Here is a 21,002-nt window from a genome sequence, read left to right as displayed (position 1 = left end):
GGAGGGATTCGTATTGGCAGGAATTAAGGATATCGCAAAAGAGGCAGGTGTATCGATTTCAACCGTTTCGTATGCGCTTAATGGGAGCCCAAAAGTAACGGCAGAGACACGAAGCCGGATATTGGCAATTGCTGATCGGTTAGGATATGTTCCTAATGCTGCGGCAAGAATGCTAAAGGTGAAGCAAACAAAGATAATCGGTGTCTTCTTGGCTGATTATGGAGGATATTTCTATGGTCCGCTGCTTCGGGGGATGCGTGAGGCTTTAAATGAGAAGGGGTATGAATTAATTGCGTGCTCTGGTGTTCAATCTCATCGCCTTTTACTCGAAAAGGTTATAGATGGCGGTATTATTTTAGATCAGGCATTTACTGACGAAGAGCTGCTTAATTATGCTGACAAAAGCTATAAAATCGTAGTGCTCGACAGGGAGCTTAATCATGAAAATATTAAAGGAGTGCTTTTGGATAATAAAGCTGGTGCAAGAATAGCTGTAAGGAAGCTTCTTCATCATAAGGTGAACAAGCTGTATGCAGTTACAGGTCCTGCTGGTTCTTATGATTCCAAAAAACGGCTGGAAGGTGTCAGGGAGGAATTACTTTCGTTCCCAAATGTGGAGCTGATTGAAATACAAGGTAATTTCCTAAAAGATTCTGGCGAAGAGGCAGCAAGACAAATTTTTGCAGACTGCAGGGAGCCGATTGCAATATTTTGCTTAAATGATGAAATGGCTGTTGGGATTTATAATTATCTTCAGGATAAGGAATATAAAATAGGCAAAGATGTGTTCCTTGTAGGTTTTGATAATATTGAATTAGCACAATATATGGTGCCAAGATTAAGCACCATCAGCTATTCCAGCTATGAATGGGGTTGTATCGCTGCTAATAATTTATTAAAGCTGCTATCAAACGAAGCAGTTGAAAATGAACAAATTGAGGTTACGATAACGGTTGGCGGTTCTTCGTAATGGTTATTACAGTCTTAAGTTTTTGAACTTGAGGCTTTTTTTATATTTACTAAACCCGCATATTTCCTTATAACAACAGCAAAATAAGAGCATGGAGCTTTTCTATCTTAAGGGGGGCTATGATGGACTTTCCGACAATACAGACGAATTTCTGGGATGCCGTGGCGGCAGTGCCGATTGTGATGGTACTTACACAGCTTATAAAGTGGCTTTTTCCTATTCCTAAAAAATTCAGACCAACAACCGCTCTTATTTTAGGACTAATAATTTCTGTCTTTTTCAGCCATAGACATAGTTTAACAGCAGGTCTGTTTATGGGATGGTTTTATGGTTATTCTGCAATAGGCTCTTATGCGTCTACGAAAACAAGTGTATTAACGATGATAAGCAAGTGGGAGAAGAAGGATAAATACCCGCGGATTAGACTGTTTTTAGAAAAGGTATTTTTAATAAAAAAGAAGTTGACCACTTTGCCTGATTAAAAAGAGCAGATGGAATTATCCATCTGCTCTTATTTACTTGGAGGAGACTTCTTCATCCATCGCAAGCAAGTATTGTTTATATCTTCTCAATGCTGCTTCACTTGTAAGAGAGAAGCGTTCCATAATATATTCATCAGATTTGCCTTGCTGAATTTCCTCTAAAATTGCTGTATTCCGTAAGGTCACTGCTGATATTTTTCGCAAGCCTGCCCGCTTGACTTCATCCTTTATCATTTCCTGGATGGCACGAACGGATAAAGCTTTTGGCTTCTGTCTGTCATAATCATATTGAAAGGATAGAGACACATTATTAAAAGCAACGAAAAGCGGATCCTTAGAGTGATATTTCGGGCGAAACAGCTTCGGAATAGAATAAAAATATGTCCTGATATCTTCCATAATCTGATTTTCAACAGCAAACTTTTTCATCGTTGTCCCAAAAGGTATCGAAAGCTCTCCTTGCGAAAGATTCATTTGCTCCATCGTTATGGCATACACTTCTGTCGGTGTTAACCCGAATGCTCTGATAAGGGATGCAATGGCAGCATTACGCTCCACTAAAAAATTTCGTGCTGCTTTTTTTCCTGTTGCTTCCGAGTATCGAAGTTTCATAGTATAGATCAGTTTAGTGAACTCCTCACTCTCAATAAAATCATTGTTTGTTAAGGAACGGAGCGGTGCTGTGTGTGATAATTTATGAATATCATGGGCTGCAATACATTGATAATATTTCAGGAAACGGCTCAGCACTGTCGCTAACCGGCGAATCGTCGCATGGGAAAGTTTTTTATTATGCAGGTAGACGAAGTATTTTTGAATATCGTCTTTTCTTAATGCCTTTAACGTATCCATATCCGTTTTTTTCTGTTCTGCTTCAAGCCAAGAAAAAAACTTCTTCAAGTCTGATTCGTATTGTTTTAGCGTCAATTTAGAGCGTCCGGCTTCGTGCAAATCCTCTAGGAAAGCATGAGCAAAATCGGGTAATATAGCCATAAGCTTTCAGCCCCTTTCTTTTTTAAAAAATTTTTCTGGATTTAGATTAACTTCTTTCTTTATTTTAACATAGGTTAGTAAGTGAGAGAGAGGGAGGATTTAGGTTGATAAGAGCTAAAATTGGAGAATCGACATATGTGATTGGGACGGAGCTAGAATCACACTTTAGCTCATTCAAGAAACATATTATCGGAGATGATTTTGCCTACCCTACTGTTTATGGTACCCAAAAATTATTATATGCTGATTGGACAGCGAGCGGAAGATTGTATCGGAAAATTGAAGATAACCTTGTTGACATAATTGGTCCTTATGTAGCAAATACACATACAGAGTCCAACATAACTGGCACCTATATAACAAATGCCTACCATGAGGCAAAAAGCATCATTAAAAATCACGTGCATGCAAATGATGATGACATTCTAATCTTTGATGGTTTTGGCATGACAGGTGTTATCAATAAATTTCAAAGATTAATCGGCATTAAACATATGGACAAACGAACGCTGACTATTAAGGAAAGACCAATTGTTTTTGTAACACATATGGAGCATCACTCCAATTATCTGTCGTGGCTTGAAACTGCGGCAGAAGTAATCACAATCCGGCCAGATGCCAATGGCGATGTGGATTACAGTCACTTAGAGGAGCTGCTTCTATTGCATAAGCAAAGGCATATGAAAATAGGAGCGTTTACTGCTTGCTCCAATGTAACGGGCAGAAAAACTGATTATCATCAGCTAGCAAAACTAATGCATCAATATGGCGGGATTTGTCTTGTTGATTTTTCTGCATCCGCCCCATATGAAACCATGAATATGCATCCCGAGGATAAGGAAGCATTCCTAGATGTCATCTGCTTTTCGCCTCATAAGTTCTTAGGTGGACCAGGTACAAGCGGCGTTCTTATAATGAATAAAAAGCTCATTCATGCAAAAATTCCTGATCATCCAGGTGGAGGAACAGTTGACTTTACGAACGGATGGGGAGACGTTCTTTATAAAAAGGATTTGGAAGAGCGGGAAGACGGCGGAACACCAGGCTTTCTTCAAGCAATTAGGACTGCTCTCGCTATTCAGTTAAAGGAAGAAATGAATGTCCAGAAAATGCAGCAGCGTGAACAGGAGCTTGTCGCTTTGACAATGACAGAATTAAGTAAAATACCAGGAATAACGATACTGGACGGTGAAAATAAAAACCGCCATGGTATTATTTCCGTAATTTGTGAAGGGCTGCATTTTGATCTTGGAGCAAAGCTTTTGAATGACCGATTCGGCATTCAAGTAAGAGGCGGCTGCTCATGTGCCGGCCCATACGGTCACTATTTGCTTGGTATGAGTAAAGCGCAATCTAAGCAAATAAGTGCAGAGATTCAAAAGGGCATCTTCACAAATAAACCAGGGTGGATAAGAATCTCGCTTCACCCGACAATGACCAATAAGGAAGTTTATTCTATTATCCATGCTTTTAAAAAGATAATCATGTATAAAGAAGAATGGCAGAAGGATTACTGCTATATGCCTCGAAGCAATGAATATGTTTGTGCATTACGAAGTAATGATAATCATACGGATATTTTTAAATCCTCCTTAAAATAGAAACTGCTTTTTAAATAAGTGTATGCTAAAATATATACAATTGAATAAAAAGCAAACCACAGGGGGAGCATGTATGCTGAGAGTGATCTTAAATGATCAGACCCTTAGAACCTGTTAGTTAATACTAGCGTAGGGATCGTGGCTAAAAGACAATTAGCTAAGTAGATAAGTTTATTCTTAACTTTTTTATGCGGAAAAAACACATTAATCTTACTTCATCTCCCCTTTGGTATGCATATATAACAAGGGGGATTTTTTATGAAAAAAATGGGGTTAGTTGTTTTAATTGAAATCGCCATCTTCGCAGCCTTTGCACTAGTACTGGATTTGCTGCCATCGATACATCTTGGCGCAAGCGGCTCTATTTCCATCGCAATGGTGCCAATCTTTATCATTGCTTTCCGCTGGGGTTTTAAAGCAAGCGTTGCAGCCGGCTTTTTATGGGGGCTGCTGCAAATCGTCACAGGAGATTTACAAGCACTGGCTTTTTGGCAAGTTATTCTTGAGTACTTCCTTGCCTTTGCCTGCATCGGGCTTGCCGGGCTGTTCATGCCAGCTATTCAAAATAAATTAAAAAATGGTGAAAAAGGCGCCGCGTCACTATTAATGGTTGCCGGCATCCTTTTTGGAAGCTTTGTCCGTTATTTTTGGCACTTTCTTGCTGGCGTAACAATCTGGGCTCAATACGCACCAAAAGGTCAGTCAGCCTTTGCCTATTCACTCTTTTACAATGGAGTTCCATTCATCGGTGCATCCATACTATGTGCCATTGTCGTTGTTATTCTGCTTGGAGCAGCACCGCGATTAGTGCTCAATCGTCCTGCTGGGCGCACAGGGTATCATGCCGGAAATACAGAAGCTAAATAGTGGTTGGAGAGGAGTCCTAAAGAGGGCTCCTTTTTGGATGTAATATTCATTAAATATTCACAAAGTACACTAATTTGGTCATTTTGAAAACGTTAACAAATATATAAAATTAGCTTATATAAGAATAAAGGGAAATCTATAAAGATTATCTATATATTATCGAAGGAAATGATAATATCTATGATTTAGAAGACTTTTCGTTAAAAAGATCCTTTCCGATTCAAACAGACGCTGACTTAATGTTTGGCAGCCTGCTTGTCAAACCTTCAGAATAACACTTACAGAAAAATGGAAAAGGCTCTTCCTTTTGTCTGCTCTTTTTTCATGTTAGAATAAAAATATCTTTCTATTAAAATAGAAAAAATATGGCATCATTTGATATGCATCACAGGAGGAAGGTAATGGCAGAAATATCTTTTCAAGCACCAAAAAGGCCTAACAAGTATAAATTCTTGCTGGGACTAGCATTTGCTGTTCTATTGGTAGTGACGAGCATCTTCTTTATATTCTATCCATTTGCAAGCTCTAAAACGGCTGAATACTTTAATGGAGAAAACCCGATTATTTTAGATGGAAAACAGGCTGGCAATGCATTAATAGACAATGGGACTGCTTACTTGCCTTTGAGCTTCTGGCAAGAAAATATAGATGAGAGCATCACATATGATTCTGAAAGCAATTCGGTAATAGCGACAACAAAAGATAAAGTGGTTCAGTTTCCATCTGAATCTGTTTCGTATTTTGTAAATGATGAAACGGTGGATCTGCAGTTTCATCCAATAAAGGATGATAATGGGAAAGTTTATGTAGCAGTTGAACCGTTAATCGAGTTTTATCCGTACCAGTTTACCCAACTTAGTGAGGACACAAATGCCATTTTATTGGAGAAAGATGGTACGGAAAAAACAGCGGCAACTTTCAGCACTAAACAAGTGCGTGATGATTTTGCTAGGCTTCGTACAGAACCGACTCTTTTTTCTGCTTATACTGGTGAGCTTGAGCAAAAGGAAGCTGTAACGATTGAGAAGGAAGAGGGCGACTACTATTTTGTGCGTAAGAGCAATGGGGTTGCAGGTTATATTAAAAAAGACCTTGTTAATACAGAGGATACGATAACAGTTAAAGCTGAAGTAGAGGAAAAAACGCCTGCGCTGAAAAAAATAGACGGTCCAGTCAACCTTACATGGGAAGCTGTTTATTCTCAGAATCCAGACACTTCAAAAATTCCTAAAATGGATGGTGTTAATGTTGTGTCACCTACATGGTTTAAGCTGTCTGGCAACAAAGGAAATGTCAGCAATCTCGGCTCAGCGGATTACGTAAAATGGGCGCATAAGCAAGGCTATCAAGTATGGGGGTTATTCTCCAATGATTTTGACCCTCAAAAGACTCATGATGTTTTTAAAGACTTCAAGACGAGACAAAAAGTAATCAGGCAGCTCCTTGTATACAGTGAAATGTACAACCTTGACGGCATCAATATTGATATTGAGAATGTAAATGAAGAGGACGGCAAATATGTGACGCAGTTCGTAAGAGAAGCAACGCCTTACTTCCATGATGCAGGTTTAACAGTCTCGATGGATATCACATTCATTGCCGGCGGAAATTACTCTGCTTTCTTTGAAAGAGATCATCTATCTGAGATTGTCGACTATTTAGTTGTTATGGCATATGACGAGCATTGGGCAACCTCACCAACAGCCGGCAGTGTTGCAAGTCTTCCATGGGTGGAGAACAACCTGAAGACTTTGCTTGAGGAAGTGCCGAATAAAAAGCTAGTGTTAGGTGTGCCATTATATGCACGTTTATGGGAAGAGAAGGAAAACGGGGAAATCTCATCTGAGAGTCTCTCCATGGAAAAGGTGCAGGAATGGTTAGATACGTATAAAGTAAATCCAACGTATGATGAAGAAAGCGGCCAAAACTACGGCGAATACTATGATTCAAAAACAAAATCCACCTATAAAATTTGGCTGGAAGATGAATTGTCTTTATCTAAGCGTGCAAAGCTTGTAGAAGAGTATGATTTGGCAGGAATTGCGAGCTGGTCCCGCTACTTTGCAGACGAGTCAGCATGGGTAGCCATGGATTTAGAAGAAGACAACAGCAAATAAAGAAAAGCCCTTCTTGGTTATGCAAGAAGGGCTTTTTAGTATGCTGACAAAAACTTTTGGATTCGGTTTATCATGAAAGGGTGTGCTTTTGTCTTTTCATTTTCAAGTGGATGCAGTCAAGATTAGTCCGTTGCTTAATGTTAATGAAAGGACACAGTTTTAGGAGACGTTCAAGATAAGGAGGGTTCAAAAGCTAATAGAGTAAGATTGTAAAGAATTAGTGTCTCTGTATGGCTTTTTAAAATAAAGAATCTTTCACCCTTGCCGCTTTGCATATAGAAAAACATAAGCTAAACTAGTACATAATAGCAATTTAAGGAGGCTCCTACATGATTAAAGTGTATCCATTAGGAACAGGTGGTGCTTTTACAAAGCATTATCATAATAATTATATATTTGAACTAGGCGACAGAAAGCTTTTGGTTGATGCCGGTACAACGTTGCGCTTCAGTCTGCCTGCGGCTGGCTATAAAGAAACGGATGTAACAGATATTGTGATTACCCATTTGCATGCAGATCATGTCGGGGGCTTGGAGGAGTTTGCGCAGCGCTGCATGTGGCTGTATAGTTATAAGCCAAACTTGTGGATTCGTGCAGAGCTAGCTGAAGGGATAGAGGATGTGCTGAAAGCTGGATTATTTACAGACGGTTTGCAGCTCAGCGATTATTTCCACGTGCATTACGAAAAGGATGGTTTTCAATTAGGCAATGACTATGAAATAGAGTTTATTAAAACAGATAATTTACATGCGAAAGATATGCTCTCAATGGGCTTTAAACTGTCTGACAAGAATGATAATGTTAATATCATTTATACAAGTGATATTGGCAAGCATGAGGAAGCTTTATTTGATAAACATTTTGATGAAAACACGAAAGCACTATTTCATGATATTTCCTTTATTCAAACACCGGTCCATTCCTATATAGATGATGTGATAGCTTATTATTCTGACAAGCTTGCGCTTCCATCTTTATACGGTATGCATTATGCTGATGACATTGATGCAGTAGAAATAGAGAAAAAATACGGAATACAAATGGTGAAGATACAGGAGCCCCTTGTGTTTCCATAAAATTTTCAAGCAGACATGTTCATACATGTCTGCTTATCTAATCAGCAGGGTTTATGATAGCGAGAACTTGATGATCCTCCCAGTTGCCATTAATTTTTACATTTTTTCTGGCAATACCTTCTTTATGAAATCCTGCCTTCTCTAATACTCGGATTGAGCCGATATTATGTGGCATTACCCCTGCTTCGATTCTATGAAGCTTAAGTCTTGTAAAGGAATATTCTACAACAAGCTTAACTGCTTCTGTTCCATAACCTTTGCCGTTATGAGCGTAATCGATAAAATACCCGATAAATGCACTTTGCAGTGAGCCTCTTACAACTTGAAACAAGCTGATTGTTCCAACGAGTCTCTGATTTTCATTTTCAAATATGCCGAATTGATAGTGAGTGTCTGCCTTCCATTTTTGTTCCCAATCAGCAATTAATTGCTGCTGTCTTAAAAGAGAATAATAGTGCTGATCCCGCTCCATTGAAAATCTCTCAAAAAAAGCTTTATTCTCATTCTGATACGTTAAAAGACTTTCTGCATCCTCTAAGGAAAATCGTCTTATATGTATATGTGTACTAGATAACATCCTTTCCACCACCTTACTACTAATATAACGCAAAAATCATATAGAAAGGGGGATTATTATCTAAAGTTTCTCACCTTATTGTACAGTGATAGCTAAACCACAAAAAAGAACTTTATGAAAGTAAAATCAGCCTAGAATACGAGTTAGTCAAATGGGGGAGAGTAAAGGATAAAGTTGGAAAGATTTGAGGCTGTTTTTTATGGATGAGAAAACAATACGACAAAAACGAAAAGAAGAACATATTGAGCTTGCTTTACAACAGAACTACTTGCCATACGCTGATTTTGATGATTTATTCTTGATTCACCGCTCCTTGCCGGAGACTGGAATAGAAGATATAAAGCTGCAGACCAAGATAGGTCCACTATCCCTCCCATATCCAATCTTTATTAATGCGATGACAGGCGGCAGTGAAAAGTCAGGCGAGATTAATGGAGCTCTTGCTGAAGCTTGCATGGAAACAGGGATTGCGATGGCAGTTGGTTCTCAGCATGCAGGCATCAGAAATGAAGCATTAGCACATACCTATAAAATTGTGAGAAAGAAAAATCCAAAGGGAATTGTGTTTGCCAATGTTGGTGGAGATGTTCCCATTGATTACGCACTTAAGGCAATAGACATGCTTGAAGCAGATGCACTGCAGGTTCATGTGAATGTGCCGCAAGAGCTTGTCATGCCAGAAGGAGAACGGGATTTCACTAATATACTTCTGCGGTTGGAAAAAATGGCGGCAAAATTGGATGTGCCCGTAATCGTGAAGGAGACAGGATTTGGCATGTGCACTGATACATTGTTGCAATTGAGTGATGCGGGAATTCAGTATGTCGATATAGGGGGCAGGGGTGGCACAAACTTTGTCCATATTGAAAATGAGCGGAGAAGCAAACGTGATTTTGCTTATTTAAAGGAATGGGGCCAATCGGCTGCTGTATCTTTGCTGGAAGCACAGCCAGTATTAGGTAAGCTGACTATAATTGCTTCAGGAGGAATACGCAACCCCCTTGACGCAGTCAAATGCTTCTCTTTAGGAGCAGCTGCAGCTGGAATCGCCGGCCCGTTTTTAAAGATTCTTCATAATGAAGGTGTGGTAGGATTGATAGACGAACTGGAAGAGTGGAAAGAGCACTTAAAGACACTTCTAGTTCTGCAAGGAGCAAAATCTATTGCCAGCCTGCACAGCTGCCCCATTGTCGCAACTGGAAGGGTAAAAGAATGGAGTGAAGCAAGAGGGCATGATTGGCAAGGGTTAGCTAGAAGACGACCAAAATGACTGGGCTAATCCAAATATTAGCTCAGTAATATATCTTTTTTTACTTTTTTTAATAGCCCTTTCTTTTTCCTGCTATGTAAATATGATATTATCAATATTCAAGCACTAGTTTTTTGTTAATTTGGAGAAAGAGGAACAGCATGTTTGCAACTATATTTTGGACTATTTACATAGGCTTGCTGGGAACAGCAGCAATTGGATTTTTAATAAAGGGAAAATATAAGACAACCTTGTCAAAAATAGACTTTGCCCTTTCTGTCATAACATGGATAGGCTTATTTGGCTTTGTGACAGACACACAAATATGGACACCATTAATTTGGAAGATTGTGTTTTTTGTAGGGCTGGCATGGGAAATCTTATATGGGGTTTTTCTAAACGACCATTATGGCGAAGAGCCGGAGGAAGATGTACCGTTTATTATTGTCATCATTTTTTTTATTATATTTGTTGGCCCGTTATATTATGGGTTATACAGCTACGCATTTTAATATGGAAAATTTTAGAGAGAGTTGCATTGGCAGCTCTCTTTTTTATGGTAAAAAAGGAACTAATGTTCTATAATGGAAATAATTAACTATGGAGGTGAGGGGAATGAGACCGGAATTGTCATCAGAAATTACGGTTGCTTCTTTCCAAGAGTATTACTGGCTGAAAACGGAATTGCAGCAGTTTTGCCGGACAAATGGGTTGAGTGCAGCTGGGTCTAAGCTTGAGTTGACAGAAAGAATAGAGGTGTTTCTACAAACAGGAGAAATCAGGAAGCCTGCAAGAACAAAATCGCCAAAAACGCAACGGGAAAGTTTATCATTAAATACTGTAATAACCGAAAACCATCGCTGCAGTCAACAGGTAAGAGCATTTTTCGTATCTGCAATAGGGAAAAAATTTCATTTTTCTACTTTTATGCAAAACTATTTTCGCAATAATGCAGGGAAAACATATCGAGATGCTGTCGCCGCATGGCATGAGGAGGAGGAACGGAAAAAGGATCCAAATTATAAGAGAGAAATTGCTCCTCCATTTGAATATAATCGGTTTATACGTGATTTTTTTGCAGATCCTAACAACAGAGGGAAAAGCCGCGATGAAGCGATTCAGGCATGGAATACGATTAAGAAACTGCCAGGCAGCAATGCATATAAACGTTAAAACACAAGTAAAAAACCATCCTAATGGGATGGCATTTATTTCAATCTCACAATTAAATCTTCGTATTTTGCTAGAATTATAGCTTTCGTGTAGGGGTTTTGAATTTCGGCGAGCCCGTTTCCATAATCAAAGAAGACAATATGAATTTTGCTTTTATAAATAACTTTCTGGCCAAATTTGATGTTGCATCCTCCTTTAGGTGCAGCTTGAAATAAAAACTTAGCATATAGAAAGATAGATGTAAACTCCAAAGGAGTTTCATGTATAAGTGCCGAATCAAAACAATATGGAAACAGTATGGAGAATTTCATCTTTAACGAGCATCCAAGTGAAGGAGGGAAAAAAAGTGGCAGCAGAGAAAATTCTTTTGCGGGAAATGGAGCGAAAAGACTGGCAAGCTGTTCATGAATATGCATCACAACATATCGTATGCAAATATCAGCCTTGGGGTCCTAATACAGAAGCAGAATCGGCTGCATTTGTTGATCAAGTACTGATAGATGCACAGCATCATTCGCGTACGAGATTTGTTTACAGTATTTTTCTTCCGGATAGCCTCAAAGTAATCGGTGCCGGAGAATTAAACATCAGAGATATTTATCATCAAACTGGTGAAATTTCCTATATTATTCATCCTGATTATTGGGGCAAAGGATATGGAACAGAACTCGCCAAAAAGCTAATTGAGATTGGTTTTTCAACAAAAAACCTTCACCGAATTTACGCCACATGTGATCCAAGAAATATTGGATCAGCAAAGGTTTTAAAGAAATCAGGCATGACGGAGGAGGGAAGACTAAGGGAGGATATGCTGATACGTGATGGTTGGCGTGATTCATTGCTTTTCAGTATTCTAGAACATGAGTGGACTTAAAAGAAAACATAAAGTGATTTTAGTGTTTTTATATATCATTATTGCCTTCATTCTTATGCTTGCCATTTTATGGCGGCAGAGAATTTTTATCCCAAATGAATTTCAGGCAAATAATTATTCAGTAAAGGGAATTGATGTTTCGGCTTACCAAGGGGATATCAACTGGCCTGTAATAGAGGAGCAAGCAATCGATTTTGCGTTTATAAAAGCGACAGAAGGCAGCTCTTTCGTGGATGAAGAATTCTCTGACAATTGGCTAGAAGCAAATAAAACAAGCCTGCGAGTTGGGGCATACCATTTTTTCAGCTATGACAGCAGTGGCAAAACACAGGCAGAAAATTTTATTAACACAGTCCCAAAAAAGAATGCTGCATTGCCGCCAGTGATTGATGTGGAGTTTTATGGAAATAATTACAAAAATCCTCCAAAGCGCAGTTATGTGGAACAAGAATTGCGTACGATGATTGAATTGCTTGAAGAGCATTACGGCCAACGAGTCATTCTGTATGCGACTCAAAAAGCATATAATCTTTATATAAAAAATGGTTTTAAAGATACAGATATTTGGATTCGCGATGTTTTTACAAATCCCTCTTTGGCAGATCATCGTCATTGGATTTTTTGGCAATATACAGATAAAGAAAAACTGGCTGGCTATAACGGTGAAGAAAAATTTATTGATATGAATGTATTTCATGGCAGTAGCCTTGAGTTTGAAGCATACGGAAAATAACGAAACAGAGCATTCTTGAAGTCAAGAATGCTCTGTTTTGTTATTGCTTACCGTTCTTAATCAATTCAGCTATATGAACGACACGCTGTGCTTGTACTTTTGCCGCTTTTTTAAACACTTCTTTGTCACCGACAATCTGGTTGTTCTGGTCTACAGTAACGCTTGTTCCATACGGATTGCCGCCTGCTGCATACAAGGATTGGTCTGTGTATCCTGGTGTGGCGACAATTGCACCCCAATGATACATAGTTGTATACAGACTAAGAATGGTAGCTTCCTGTCCACCATGTGGATTTTGGGCTGAAGTCATCCCGCTGACCACTTTATTTACCGTCTTGCCGTGGAACCAAATTCCTCCTGTTGTATCTAAAAACTGTTTCATTTGTGCTGCCATATTGCCAAAGCGTGTTGGCGTGCTGAAGATAATAGCATCAGACTTTTCAATTACCTCAGGTGTGACAACAGGAATATCCTTAGTTTCTTCAATATGTGCTTTCCAAGCTGGATTTCCTTCGATCACACTTTGGGGAGCAAGCTCTTCAACACGGTAAATCGTTACTTCCGCACCGCTTTCTTTGCCGCCTTCAGCAGCCCATAGTGCAAGCTGATAATTTGTACCTGTTGAGCTGTAGTAAACAATAGCAAGTTTAACTGTCATTGAAAATTCCTCCTATTCATTATTTATGTTCAAAATGGATACTTGCGGAATTTCGTCTGCACAGAGATCCATTTCGTCACCGTAAATTCTTCCGCAATCCATTCATTTCCGAAGCGTCCCATACCGCTTGCTTTTGTACCGCCGAATGGCACAGTAGGACTATCGTTTACGGTTTGGTCATTTATATGAGTCATGCCGCTTTCAATTGCCAAGCCAAGTTCTCTGCCACGTTCAAGATCATTTGTAAAGATGGCTGAGCTTAGTCCGTATTCTGTGTCATTCGCTAGTTCAATGGCGTGTTCATCTGAATCTGCCTTAATTATCGTCGAAATCGGTGCAAATAATTCTGATTGTGCCAATTTGCTTCTGTTATCGACATCAATAAACACAAATGGTGTTAAAAGATTACCGATTCTTTCACCTTCCAGAGCCAATTGGCAGCCTTCGTTTTTAGCTTCTTCAATAATAGCCATCGCTTTATCTGCTTGCTTTTCATTGATGAGCGGTCCAATGATGGTTTTTGGGTCCTGTGGGTCACCATATGGAATCTGCTTAACTCGGTCTATATACTTTTGCACGAACTCTTCATAAAGATCCTTATGAATGATTAACCGATTTATAATCATGCATATTTGTCCTTGATGAATGAATTTACCGAAAATAGCTGCATCAACAGCTCTATCGATATCTGCATCTGCTAAAACGATAAATGGATTGTTTCCGCCAAGCTCTAAAGCAACTCGTTTTAACATACTGCCTGCTATTTTACCAATATGTTTGCCGACAGGTGTTGATCCCGTAAAGCTGATTAAACCAGAATCTTTACTTGTCAGCATCTCATCGCCCAGCTCTTCTAAGTCTGACTGGATGACCTGCAGTACGCCCTTTGGCAGTCCGGCAATCTCAAAAGCGCGAGCGATGATAGAGCCTCCGGCAAGGCCTGTCTGCACATCTGGCTTATGAACAACAGCATTTCCGAGGGCTAAAGCTGGTGCGATTGTTCGCATCGATAAATTCATCGGAAAGTTAAACGGCGAAATAGAGGTAATAACACCTAATGGCAGCCTGTACACATAGTTTTTTTTCCCTTCGGTTGTTTCTGCCATCTCTCGTTTTTGATGAATCTTGTCTACAAGATCAAACGAAGCCTCTAAGTAGTTAAGACTCAAGTCAAATTCTACATTTGCTTTAATCGAACTTCCGCCTGTCTCCTTTGAAATAATGGAGACAATTTCTTCTCTGTTATCACGCAAAAATTCACTTGCCTTTTTAAGGACGGCAAGTCTTTCTTCAGGTGTTCTATTGCCCCAGTCTTTTTGCGCTTTAACGCTTGAAGTAAATGCAGTATGGAGCTGGTCGGCAGTTGCCAAACTAAACGAAGTGATAAGCGATTGATCATATGGGTTTTTATCCTCGAATGTTCGGCCTGTTTTTCCTTCTGTCCATACGCCATCAATAAAACTTTTGTTTAGCTCTTCAAAATGTTCCAAGATATACACCTCTGATTAAAATATAGTCTTGTCCTAGTAGTCTTGCTGAGTTTCATCCATATTATTCTACCCGATGAAATTTCCGGCAAACGTTAACGGGTTTTGTATAACAGACATGATAATAAGGCATGGTAAATAAAAAAGCCCCAGACTTAAGCTGGGAGCAGTTCATTACAGGCCGTTATCTATTTTTTTTAATAAATACATTAACTGATTTCTTTCCTCATCTGTTAAGTTTTTAGTTAATTCCTTATTTAGCTGGTCTAAAACAAATTGTATATGTGGATATACATCAATAGCTTTTTTTGTGGGGTAAAGTTCATTTGCACGCCGGTCTTTTCTGGCCGTTTCCTTAATAATGTAGCCAGCTTTTTCTAATTGGTGGACAGAACGAGCGGTCGTCGCTTTATCGAATTTCAGCTTAGATGTAAGTTCGTCTTGGTTTATCCCAGGTTTTTGAATGATCCATTTCAAGAACGCATATTGTCCGCCATTGCCGATTTGATATTGTTTAAATGCTTTGAGCAAATATTTTTGGTTTTGTCTGTGAATGACAGATATTAATCTTCCTAAAGGTGCTTCCTTCATTTTCGTCAACTCGCTTATATTTTATCAAGTCAATTGCTTAAGCTTTTTGATTAGATTACAATAAAATTGTTGCGTGCGCAACTAATGAATAGAGGTGATGATGTTGGCAACAGTTCAAGCTGGCGCAAATGGTCATGAAAAACGCTGGACGATATTAATTATTTTAAATTTGTTTACCTTTATGGCAACATTGGATGGCAGTATCGTAAATATTGCTCTTCCAACTGTTTCAAAAGAGCTTTCCTTGCCCCTTGCGCAATCTCAATGGATTGTCAGCAGTTATTTAATGATGATTTGTACGGCGATATTGTTCTTTGGAAAGCTGGGGGATATATTTGGCAAAATAAAAATCTTTCGAATCGGGTCAATTATTTTCATTATCGGGTCATTTCTTTGTGGATTTAGTCATTCTTTAGGATTTTTGATTTTTTCCCGTGTAGTACAGGCCATTGGCGCTGCGATGACGATGGCGAATAATCAGGGGATAGTCACAGAAGTGTTTCCTCCAAGAGAAAGGGGCAAAGCGTTAGGCTTAATAGGGACCTTTGTGTCATTGGGAAGCATTGCAGGACCAAGCCTTGGCGGCATTATATTATCTAGTTTAGGCTGGGAATATATTTTTTGGCTTAATGTGCCGATTGGCATTATTGCGATTATGATTGCCTGGAAGCTCCTGCCAAAGGACGTGACGACTACAAAAGTGAAGATCGATGTTCCTGGAAGCCTCTTGTTTGCCTTTGCGATATTATTTCTGTTTTCAAGTCTTCTGTTAGGTCAGCAATATGGTTATGCTAATATTTTTATTATTTTATCTGTTTTGATAGGGATTATTTTGTTTATCCTGTTTGTTCTCGTTGAAAGAAGGACGGAAAACCCCATGCTGTCCTTTTCCCTATTTAAGAATTCTCTGTTTACGATCAGCATCGTTTGTGGATTTCTCGTGTTTGTTGCTAATTTTTGCTTCAATATACTTGCACCATTTTATACACAAGATATTTTAGGACTATCACCATTGCATGCAGGCTATATTTTAATGCTGTTTCCGATTGCAATGGCAGTTGTTGCACCGTTTAGCGGAGCTCTTTCTGATAAGATTGGCGGGCAAATAATAACCTTTGCTGGGTTGATTTTAATGATAATCGCCCAGATAGGGTTAACATTTCTTCATGAAGGCAGCAGTATTCTCACATTATCGATACTAATTGTTTTGCTTGGAGCAAGCACAGGCTTATTTCAATCTCCTAACAATTCATTAGTCATGTCTACAGTTGATCGAAAACAGCTCGGAATTGCTGGCAGTATAAATTCGCTCGTGAGAAATTTAGGAATGGTCGTCGGTATTTCTGTCGCAACAAGCACTTTGTTTTCTGTGATGAGCTTGCATGCAGGCTACCGAGTGACAGCATTGATTCCTGACAGGCCTGACATATTTCTAGCAGGCATGCATGTCGTGTTTATCGGGTCAAGTATTCTGTGCTTCATAGGGGCAATCCTTACAGGACTTCGATTTTATTCATCCAGAAAAGGGATGAATAAAAGGGAAAATACCGCATAAAAAAGCACTTGATTCGTTATCCGAATCAAGTGCTTTTTATTGGATGGTGAAGTTTTGATTATGTAATGGACAGTCCTAAAAGATTTGGACAATTTCTTGCATACCAATTGCGCCATCTTCAGTTGTTAAACGATACTGCCATGTGTCTTTAGCAATACAGCTATCCTGCCTAAGATGGCACCGTATGTTTTAATAACTTAACCCTTAACACCTAAATTTTAACTTCTGACGTGTATTCGTCTTTATAAAAAAATAAAAAAGCTAATAAACACACTGATTTTAAATTCCAATTTAGGTGAACAAACTACATGCCAATTTTATATATTAGTAGTGTAGAGATTAATTAGATAAAACGACATAAGGGGAGAGAATAAATGGCATGTCATTTTTGTACAGGGCATGATAAGGCAAACGGAGGCACTTGCAGCAAATGCGGCCATTGGTATTGCTGGAATTGCTCTGACTTATCAAGAGGAAACAGCCCAAGATGCCCTTCTTGTGGGAACACAGCACCTCAAGCAAGACAAATATCATGGGGTGTTTACAGAAATAGTTAAAGAGTGTCAAGAGCCTTGCAAACAGGCTCTTTTTTTATAGGCGAGTACAGAGAATAAAGCAAATTACTATAAAAAGAATTTTATAATGAAATAAACCTATAATGCAAAAAAATGATAAATAATTACATATATGCAATAATAAACAAACGGGAATTTTTTAATGTGAATGGAGGTGAACAAAAATGAATGAGAAAGATATTTGGGGCATGAGATCCGTTATATTAACGGCTATCTTAGTTGCAGCAGCCTTTGTAATATTTATCCTGCCTCGAGTTTTTGAGTTAGGAACAGTAGTCCTTTTATATCTTTTGATATTGGTCGGATTTGTTGTATCGTTTATTTTTGGTTTATTAAGTAAAAAATCTTTTAAGGTTTTTAGTTTAATAGCGAACACTGTTCTGTTTTTAGGGTTAGGAGTAGTTACCTTCTTCCTAGCACTTGCCTATGGAATTTCGGAGCCTTAATAAAAGAAGCTCCCTAATAAAAGCTAATTACTCTCTGTTAGGGAAGCATCTTAAGTCAGTTTAACGATTAATTACAGGAACTTTATATTCGGGAAAGACTTTATACCAATACAATGTTTTATCAATATTTGGATGAAAGACATGCTTTAAAGTATCAACACCGCCAAGTTCCATTCCTTGTTTTATGTAAAATTTACAGGCTAGCAGGTTATCATCCTGTGCCTCAAGAGAAATTCCCCGTAAGCTCATTTGTATTGCCCATTGTTCTGCTGTTGCAAACAATGTTTTACCAACCCCATTTTTTCGATAATCTTTGCACACTGCAATATTCTCAATATAGCAGAACTTATTCCAATCTTTAATTAGACGGATTTGCCCGATATATTCATCACCTATAAAGGCAAGAAAGATTATTTTATTCTCTTTGTTTATATAATCATCCCATTCAAGGTTATCATCAGGAAATTTTGTATATGACGTATGTTCATACAGCTCTTCTTCATAAGTCCATTTACCATTATTAAATGAGGGAATCAGCCGACCGATGATGGAGAATGGTTCATTTGTTTTATTTATGATGCTTATATGTTCTCGCTGAAATGGCTTCACAGTAATTTGCGTTTTTTCCAAGTATGTTACCGCCCTTCAAGAATAATATATCATTATCATAGCATGACGCATAAAAAATGTAATTATTGTTCGAATACTTAGGTAATTTTTATAAAAAAAAGACACCGATTTAATGACTGGTGTCTCTTGATGCGATTAAACTGGTTTTTTCGCTTCTTTCATAAATACAACTGCCTGATTTCTTCCTTGTGCTTTTGCTTGATACAATGCGGCATCTGCATTTAAGATTAGCTGGTGCAGACTTGTTTTGCTTGTTTCACCGGAGCTGATACCGATACTGATTGTCAGCGGAAGACTGCCGCCAAATTCAAGCTCCATTGCTTGGTCTTGCATTGCAAGAACAAGCTGTTCTGCAATCGTTTTAGCTTGGTTATGGGACGTATTTGGCAGAAAAACAATGAATTCTTCACCGCCATAGCGGCCGATAATTCCACTGTTATGACATATATTATGGATAATGTTGGCTACAAAAATAATTGCTTTATCGCCAGTCATATGACCATATGTGTCATTAACATTTTTAAAATGATCAATATCAATTAAGAACAGGGAAGAGCTGTCATTCAGGCTTGCTGTTATTTGATAAAGGTCTGTTATTTGCTCAAAGAAATACTTCCGATTATAAAGATTAGTCAGATGATCAAACATGGCGGAAACTTTCAAATTCTGATAGTTTTCTAGCTTTGTAAGAATATGCTGAAAATGATCGGCGAACGATTCGGTAATGATGTTAGCTTCGAATTTCTGAAGTTCTCCTTCTTGCTCGTTAAATACAACAAATAATCCTTCCTTTTTAGCAGCCTTTATCGGAATCGAGATTAAGGAGTGAATATCATTTTGAATGCCAAAAGGGTTATTACGGATATTTGTCATAAATTGAGGATTATCCATAAACTCTTCTGAAACAGTCCATTTGTCTGTTTGTATGGCATTTCCCTTATGTGCATAAACACTCCAGCCTTCTTCTTCCCGTTCTAAAAATAAAGCATTTTCGTATTTTGTCACATCTTGCAATACGGTCAGCCCGCTCTCAATAAGGGCTGGTGTTTCTTCCATCGCTTCCATATTTTTATAAGAGTTGTGGAGCATCGACTGAATATAGTATTTTTTTGTTTCTTGTTCTTTTTCAAGGCTGATTCTTTTGATTTTGTCAGCAAGACCAAGAGAAAGAATAAACACCTCTACTAGTGCGCCAATTTTTGGAGCAATAAGTGTAAAATGATTGAGCGGCAGGATTTTATAGGCAGCCAGCAGGTTTAGGACAACCCCTAAAACGAGCAGACCCCATGCTGCAAAATAATATTTAGCTTCTCTTGAATGAGCCCTCACGATTATTGCAACAGCAATAATATAAAAGACAAAAATCGTCGCCACAACCGTGCTAATCATCGTTGATAGCGATGGAGCAAACATTAGCGGAGCAAGCAGTGACAAACAGAAAACAGCAAGAATCCAATTGGTCAGCTTATACAGCCAAAGAGCAGCTGTTTTCACCTGCAGGAAATGTTTGGTGAATTGCAGGGCAAATAATGACGTGAATATGATAAAAAAGGAATTAGACCTCAATGCCCACCATGGGGAATCTCCCCACAAGAATTGATATGCATAACCATCCCAAATCAACTGCATAACCGTAAAGCCAATGACAAAGAAAATATAATATAAGTACGTTTTTTCTTTTAATGAAAAGAATAGAAAAGTATTATAAATGATCATTGCGATCATTACTCCAAAATAAATGCCGTTTGCGGTTTGGGTAAAATAATTATCAGTTGAAAAAGAGATAGGGTCCCATAAGATAATCGGTGCTTGAAAGAAAGTGTCTGTCTTTATTTTCAGAAAATAAACTTGTTCACCATCTTTCTCCAAAGTGATAGGAAATAACAAATTTTTATGCTTAATTTTCCGATCATTGAAAGGTAGACTGTAGCCAATTGTGTCTTCTTCTATCAGCTTGCCTGCTACTTCTCTGTACAAAGTAACAGAGCTGAGATGTGGTTTTTTAATTTCAAGAAGAAGTTCCTTTTCACTTGAAGACATATTAGTCAGAGGAAGCTTTATCCAGTAGCTTGCTGAGCTGATGTTACCGGAAGGGTTGGCTTCGGAAAATGGACGGAACTCATCCTGTTTATCTACTATACTATTAGGAGCGATTTTATCGGAATAATCAATATAAATGCTAGTCTTGTTTGTTGCATTTAGTTCGTTCAGGCTGTTCCCTATCTTAATCTCAGCAGCTGATACAAGGTGTGCAGATGCCGTCCATACAGCAATAAATAACAGCAGGAACAGAAGACGACTCTGAAAGAATACTTTCATAAAATAACTCCTCTAATGTAAATTAGTAG

The 21,002-nt window shown here is 38.4% G+C and carries 19 protein-coding genes, 1 pseudogene and 1 riboswitch; of the genes and pseudogenes, 13 read left to right on the top strand and 7 right to left on the bottom strand.

The genetic code is table 11. The features are described from left to right. Positions 1 to 13: 13 nt before the first annotated feature. Together L8T27_RS10265 and L8T27_RS10260 are read left to right on the top strand one after the other, a co-directional pair. Entirely contained in the window at positions 14 to 970 is a 957-nt protein-coding gene (locus L8T27_RS10265; RefSeq protein WP_237941464.1) for a LacI family DNA-binding transcriptional regulator, read from the top strand. A gap of 122 nt (positions 971 to 1,092) precedes the next feature. Further along, positions 1,093 to 1,350: pseudogene (locus L8T27_RS10260) on the top strand (hypothetical protein); the annotation flags it as partial. A gap of 135 nt (positions 1,351 to 1,485) precedes the next feature. Here L8T27_RS10260 and L8T27_RS10255 read toward each other — a convergent pair. Next, positions 1,486 to 2,445, bottom strand: coding sequence for a tyrosine-type recombinase/integrase (locus tag L8T27_RS10255; RefSeq protein ID WP_233313776.1), 960 nt, complete (start codon positions 2,443 to 2,445; stop codon positions 1,486 to 1,488). Positions 2,446 to 2,549: 104 nt separating this feature from the next. Here L8T27_RS10255 and L8T27_RS10250 point away from each other — a divergent pair, with 104 nt between their 5' ends. From L8T27_RS10250 to L8T27_RS10235, 4 genes are all read left to right on the top strand, one after another. Next, positions 2,550 to 4,046: an aminotransferase class V-fold PLP-dependent enzyme gene (locus tag L8T27_RS10250; RefSeq protein ID WP_237941463.1), complete on the top strand. Its 1,497-nt coding sequence runs from the start codon at positions 2,550 to 2,552 to the stop codon at positions 4,044 to 4,046. 51 nt (positions 4,047 to 4,097) lie between these two features. After that, a riboswitch (TPP riboswitch) is annotated at positions 4,098 to 4,200 on the top strand. A gap of 104 nt (positions 4,201 to 4,304) precedes the next feature. Next, entirely contained in the window at positions 4,305 to 4,913 is a 609-nt protein-coding gene (gene thiT / locus L8T27_RS10245) for an energy-coupled thiamine transporter ThiT (protein WP_233313778.1), read from the top strand. Between the two features lie 401 nt (positions 4,914 to 5,314). Then, positions 5,315 to 7,030: a glycosyl hydrolase family 18 protein gene (locus tag L8T27_RS10240; protein WP_237941462.1), complete on the top strand. Its 1,716-nt coding sequence runs from the start codon at positions 5,315 to 5,317 to the stop codon at positions 7,028 to 7,030. Positions 7,031 to 7,359: 329 nt separating this feature from the next. Continuing rightward, complete coding sequence (locus L8T27_RS10235) at positions 7,360 to 8,106, top strand: MBL fold metallo-hydrolase (protein ID WP_237941461.1); 747 nt, start codon at positions 7,360 to 7,362, stop codon at positions 8,104 to 8,106. A 37-nt stretch (positions 8,107 to 8,143) separates the two neighbouring features. Here L8T27_RS10235 and L8T27_RS10230 read toward each other — a convergent pair whose 3' ends face one another. Next, the gene (locus L8T27_RS10230) at positions 8,144 to 8,683 is read right to left on the bottom strand and encodes a GNAT family N-acetyltransferase (RefSeq protein WP_237941460.1); all 540 of its coding nucleotides are present in this window, start codon (positions 8,681 to 8,683) and stop codon (positions 8,144 to 8,146) included. A 199-nt stretch (positions 8,684 to 8,882) separates the two neighbouring features. On the opposite strand from L8T27_RS10230, the gene fni reads away from it, so the two are divergent. The 5 genes from fni to L8T27_RS10205 all read left to right on the top strand — a co-directional run bounded on the left by fni (position 8,883) and on the right by L8T27_RS10205 (position 12,712). After that, a complete protein-coding gene (gene fni / locus L8T27_RS10225) occupies positions 8,883 to 9,953 on the top strand; it encodes a type 2 isopentenyl-diphosphate Delta-isomerase (protein ID WP_237941459.1) in 1,071 nt (356 codons plus the stop codon). 140 nt (positions 9,954 to 10,093) lie between these two features. Further along, the gene (locus L8T27_RS10220; protein WP_233313783.1) at positions 10,094 to 10,444 is read left to right on the top strand and encodes a hypothetical protein; all 351 of its coding nucleotides are present in this window, start codon (positions 10,094 to 10,096) and stop codon (positions 10,442 to 10,444) included. 103 nt (positions 10,445 to 10,547) lie between these two features. Next, positions 10,548 to 11,105 carry a DUF6434 domain-containing protein gene (locus L8T27_RS10215; RefSeq protein ID WP_237941458.1) on the top strand — a complete coding sequence of 186 codons (558 nt, stop codon included), beginning with the start codon at positions 10,548 to 10,550 and terminating at the stop codon, positions 11,103 to 11,105. Positions 11,106 to 11,373: 268 nt separating this feature from the next. Beyond that, complete coding sequence (locus L8T27_RS10210) at positions 11,374 to 11,979, top strand: GNAT family N-acetyltransferase (RefSeq protein ID WP_282581390.1); 606 nt, start codon at positions 11,374 to 11,376, stop codon at positions 11,977 to 11,979. Between the two features lie 55 nt (positions 11,980 to 12,034). Then, entirely contained in the window at positions 12,035 to 12,712 is a 678-nt protein-coding gene (locus L8T27_RS10205) for a glycoside hydrolase family 25 protein (protein WP_481858859.1), read from the top strand. A gap of 40 nt (positions 12,713 to 12,752) precedes the next feature. Here the strand turns inward: L8T27_RS10205 and wrbA are convergent, their stop codons facing one another. The 3 genes from wrbA to L8T27_RS10190 form a co-directional block, all read right to left on the bottom strand. After that, positions 12,753 to 13,370 carry an NAD(P)H:quinone oxidoreductase gene (wrbA, locus tag L8T27_RS10200; protein ID WP_237941456.1) on the bottom strand — a complete coding sequence of 206 codons (618 nt, stop codon included), beginning with the start codon at positions 13,368 to 13,370 and terminating at the stop codon, positions 12,753 to 12,755. Between the two features lie 29 nt (positions 13,371 to 13,399). Next, complete coding sequence (locus tag L8T27_RS10195; RefSeq protein WP_237941455.1) at positions 13,400 to 14,860, bottom strand: aldehyde dehydrogenase family protein; 1,461 nt, start codon at positions 14,858 to 14,860, stop codon at positions 13,400 to 13,402. A gap of 171 nt (positions 14,861 to 15,031) precedes the next feature. Continuing rightward, complete coding sequence (locus L8T27_RS10190; protein ID WP_233313787.1) at positions 15,032 to 15,448, bottom strand: MarR family winged helix-turn-helix transcriptional regulator; 417 nt, start codon at positions 15,446 to 15,448, stop codon at positions 15,032 to 15,034. Between the two features lie 103 nt (positions 15,449 to 15,551). On the opposite strand from L8T27_RS10190, the gene L8T27_RS10185 reads away from it, so the two are divergent. After that, positions 15,552 to 17,003: an MFS transporter gene (locus L8T27_RS10185; protein WP_248574438.1), complete on the top strand. Its 1,452-nt coding sequence runs from the start codon at positions 15,552 to 15,554 to the stop codon at positions 17,001 to 17,003. 739 nt (positions 17,004 to 17,742) lie between these two features. Further along, complete coding sequence (locus L8T27_RS10180; protein WP_237941453.1) at positions 17,743 to 18,024, top strand: hypothetical protein; 282 nt, start codon at positions 17,743 to 17,745, stop codon at positions 18,022 to 18,024. Between the two features lie 60 nt (positions 18,025 to 18,084). Here the strand turns inward: L8T27_RS10180 and L8T27_RS10175 are convergent, their stop codons facing one another. Together L8T27_RS10175 and L8T27_RS10170 are read right to left on the bottom strand one after the other, a co-directional pair. After that, the gene (locus tag L8T27_RS10175; RefSeq protein WP_237941452.1) at positions 18,085 to 18,654 is read right to left on the bottom strand and encodes a GNAT family N-acetyltransferase; all 570 of its coding nucleotides are present in this window, start codon (positions 18,652 to 18,654) and stop codon (positions 18,085 to 18,087) included. 135 nt (positions 18,655 to 18,789) lie between these two features. Then, positions 18,790 to 20,973 carry a diguanylate cyclase gene (locus L8T27_RS10170; RefSeq protein WP_233313792.1) on the bottom strand — a complete coding sequence of 728 codons (2,184 nt, stop codon included), beginning with the start codon at positions 20,971 to 20,973 and terminating at the stop codon, positions 18,790 to 18,792. Positions 20,974 to 21,002 lie beyond the last annotated feature (29 nt).

The sequence above is a fragment of the Niallia sp. Man26 genome (assembly GCF_022049065.2).
In the GTDB taxonomy this organism is placed as follows: domain Bacteria; phylum Bacillota; class Bacilli; order Bacillales; family Cytobacillaceae; genus Niallia.
The sequence above is the reverse complement of the archived record's forward strand: the minus strand, read 5'-3'. Positions and strand labels throughout refer to the sequence as shown.

Excerpts from the sequence above, each read along its gene's own strand:
- L8T27_RS10255 (WP_233313776.1), bottom strand. The coding sequence starts at position 2,445 with ATGGCTATATTACCCGATTTTGCTCATGCTTTCCTAGAGGATTTGCAC.
- thiT (WP_233313778.1), top strand. The coding sequence starts at position 4,305 with ATGAAAAAAATGGGGTTAGTTGTTTTAATTGAAATCGCCATCTTCGCA.
- L8T27_RS10240 (WP_237941462.1), top strand. The coding sequence starts at position 5,315 with ATGGCAGAAATATCTTTTCAAGCACCAAAAAGGCCTAACAAGTATAAA.
- L8T27_RS10235 (WP_237941461.1), top strand. The coding sequence starts at position 7,360 with ATGATTAAAGTGTATCCATTAGGAACAGGTGGTGCTTTTACAAAGCAT.
- L8T27_RS10230 (WP_237941460.1), bottom strand. The coding sequence starts at position 8,683 with ATGTTATCTAGTACACATATACATATAAGACGATTTTCCTTAGAGGAT.
- fni (WP_237941459.1), top strand. The coding sequence starts at position 8,883 with ATGGATGAGAAAACAATACGACAAAAACGAAAAGAAGAACATATTGAG.
- L8T27_RS10220 (WP_233313783.1), top strand. The coding sequence starts at position 10,094 with ATGTTTGCAACTATATTTTGGACTATTTACATAGGCTTGCTGGGAACA.
- L8T27_RS10215 (WP_237941458.1), top strand. The coding sequence starts at position 10,548 with ATGAGACCGGAATTGTCATCAGAAATTACGGTTGCTTCTTTCCAAGAG.
- L8T27_RS10205 (WP_481858859.1), top strand. The coding sequence starts at position 12,035 with ATGCTTGCCATTTTATGGCGGCAGAGAATTTTTATCCCAAATGAATTT.
- wrbA (WP_237941456.1), bottom strand. The coding sequence starts at position 13,370 with ATGACAGTTAAACTTGCTATTGTTTACTACAGCTCAACAGGTACAAAT.
- L8T27_RS10190 (WP_233313787.1), bottom strand. The coding sequence starts at position 15,448 with ATGAAGGAAGCACCTTTAGGAAGATTAATATCTGTCATTCACAGACAA.
- L8T27_RS10180 (WP_237941453.1), top strand. The coding sequence starts at position 17,743 with ATGAATGAGAAAGATATTTGGGGCATGAGATCCGTTATATTAACGGCT.
- L8T27_RS10170 (WP_233313792.1), bottom strand. The coding sequence starts at position 20,973 with ATGAAAGTATTCTTTCAGAGTCGTCTTCTGTTCCTGCTGTTATTTATT.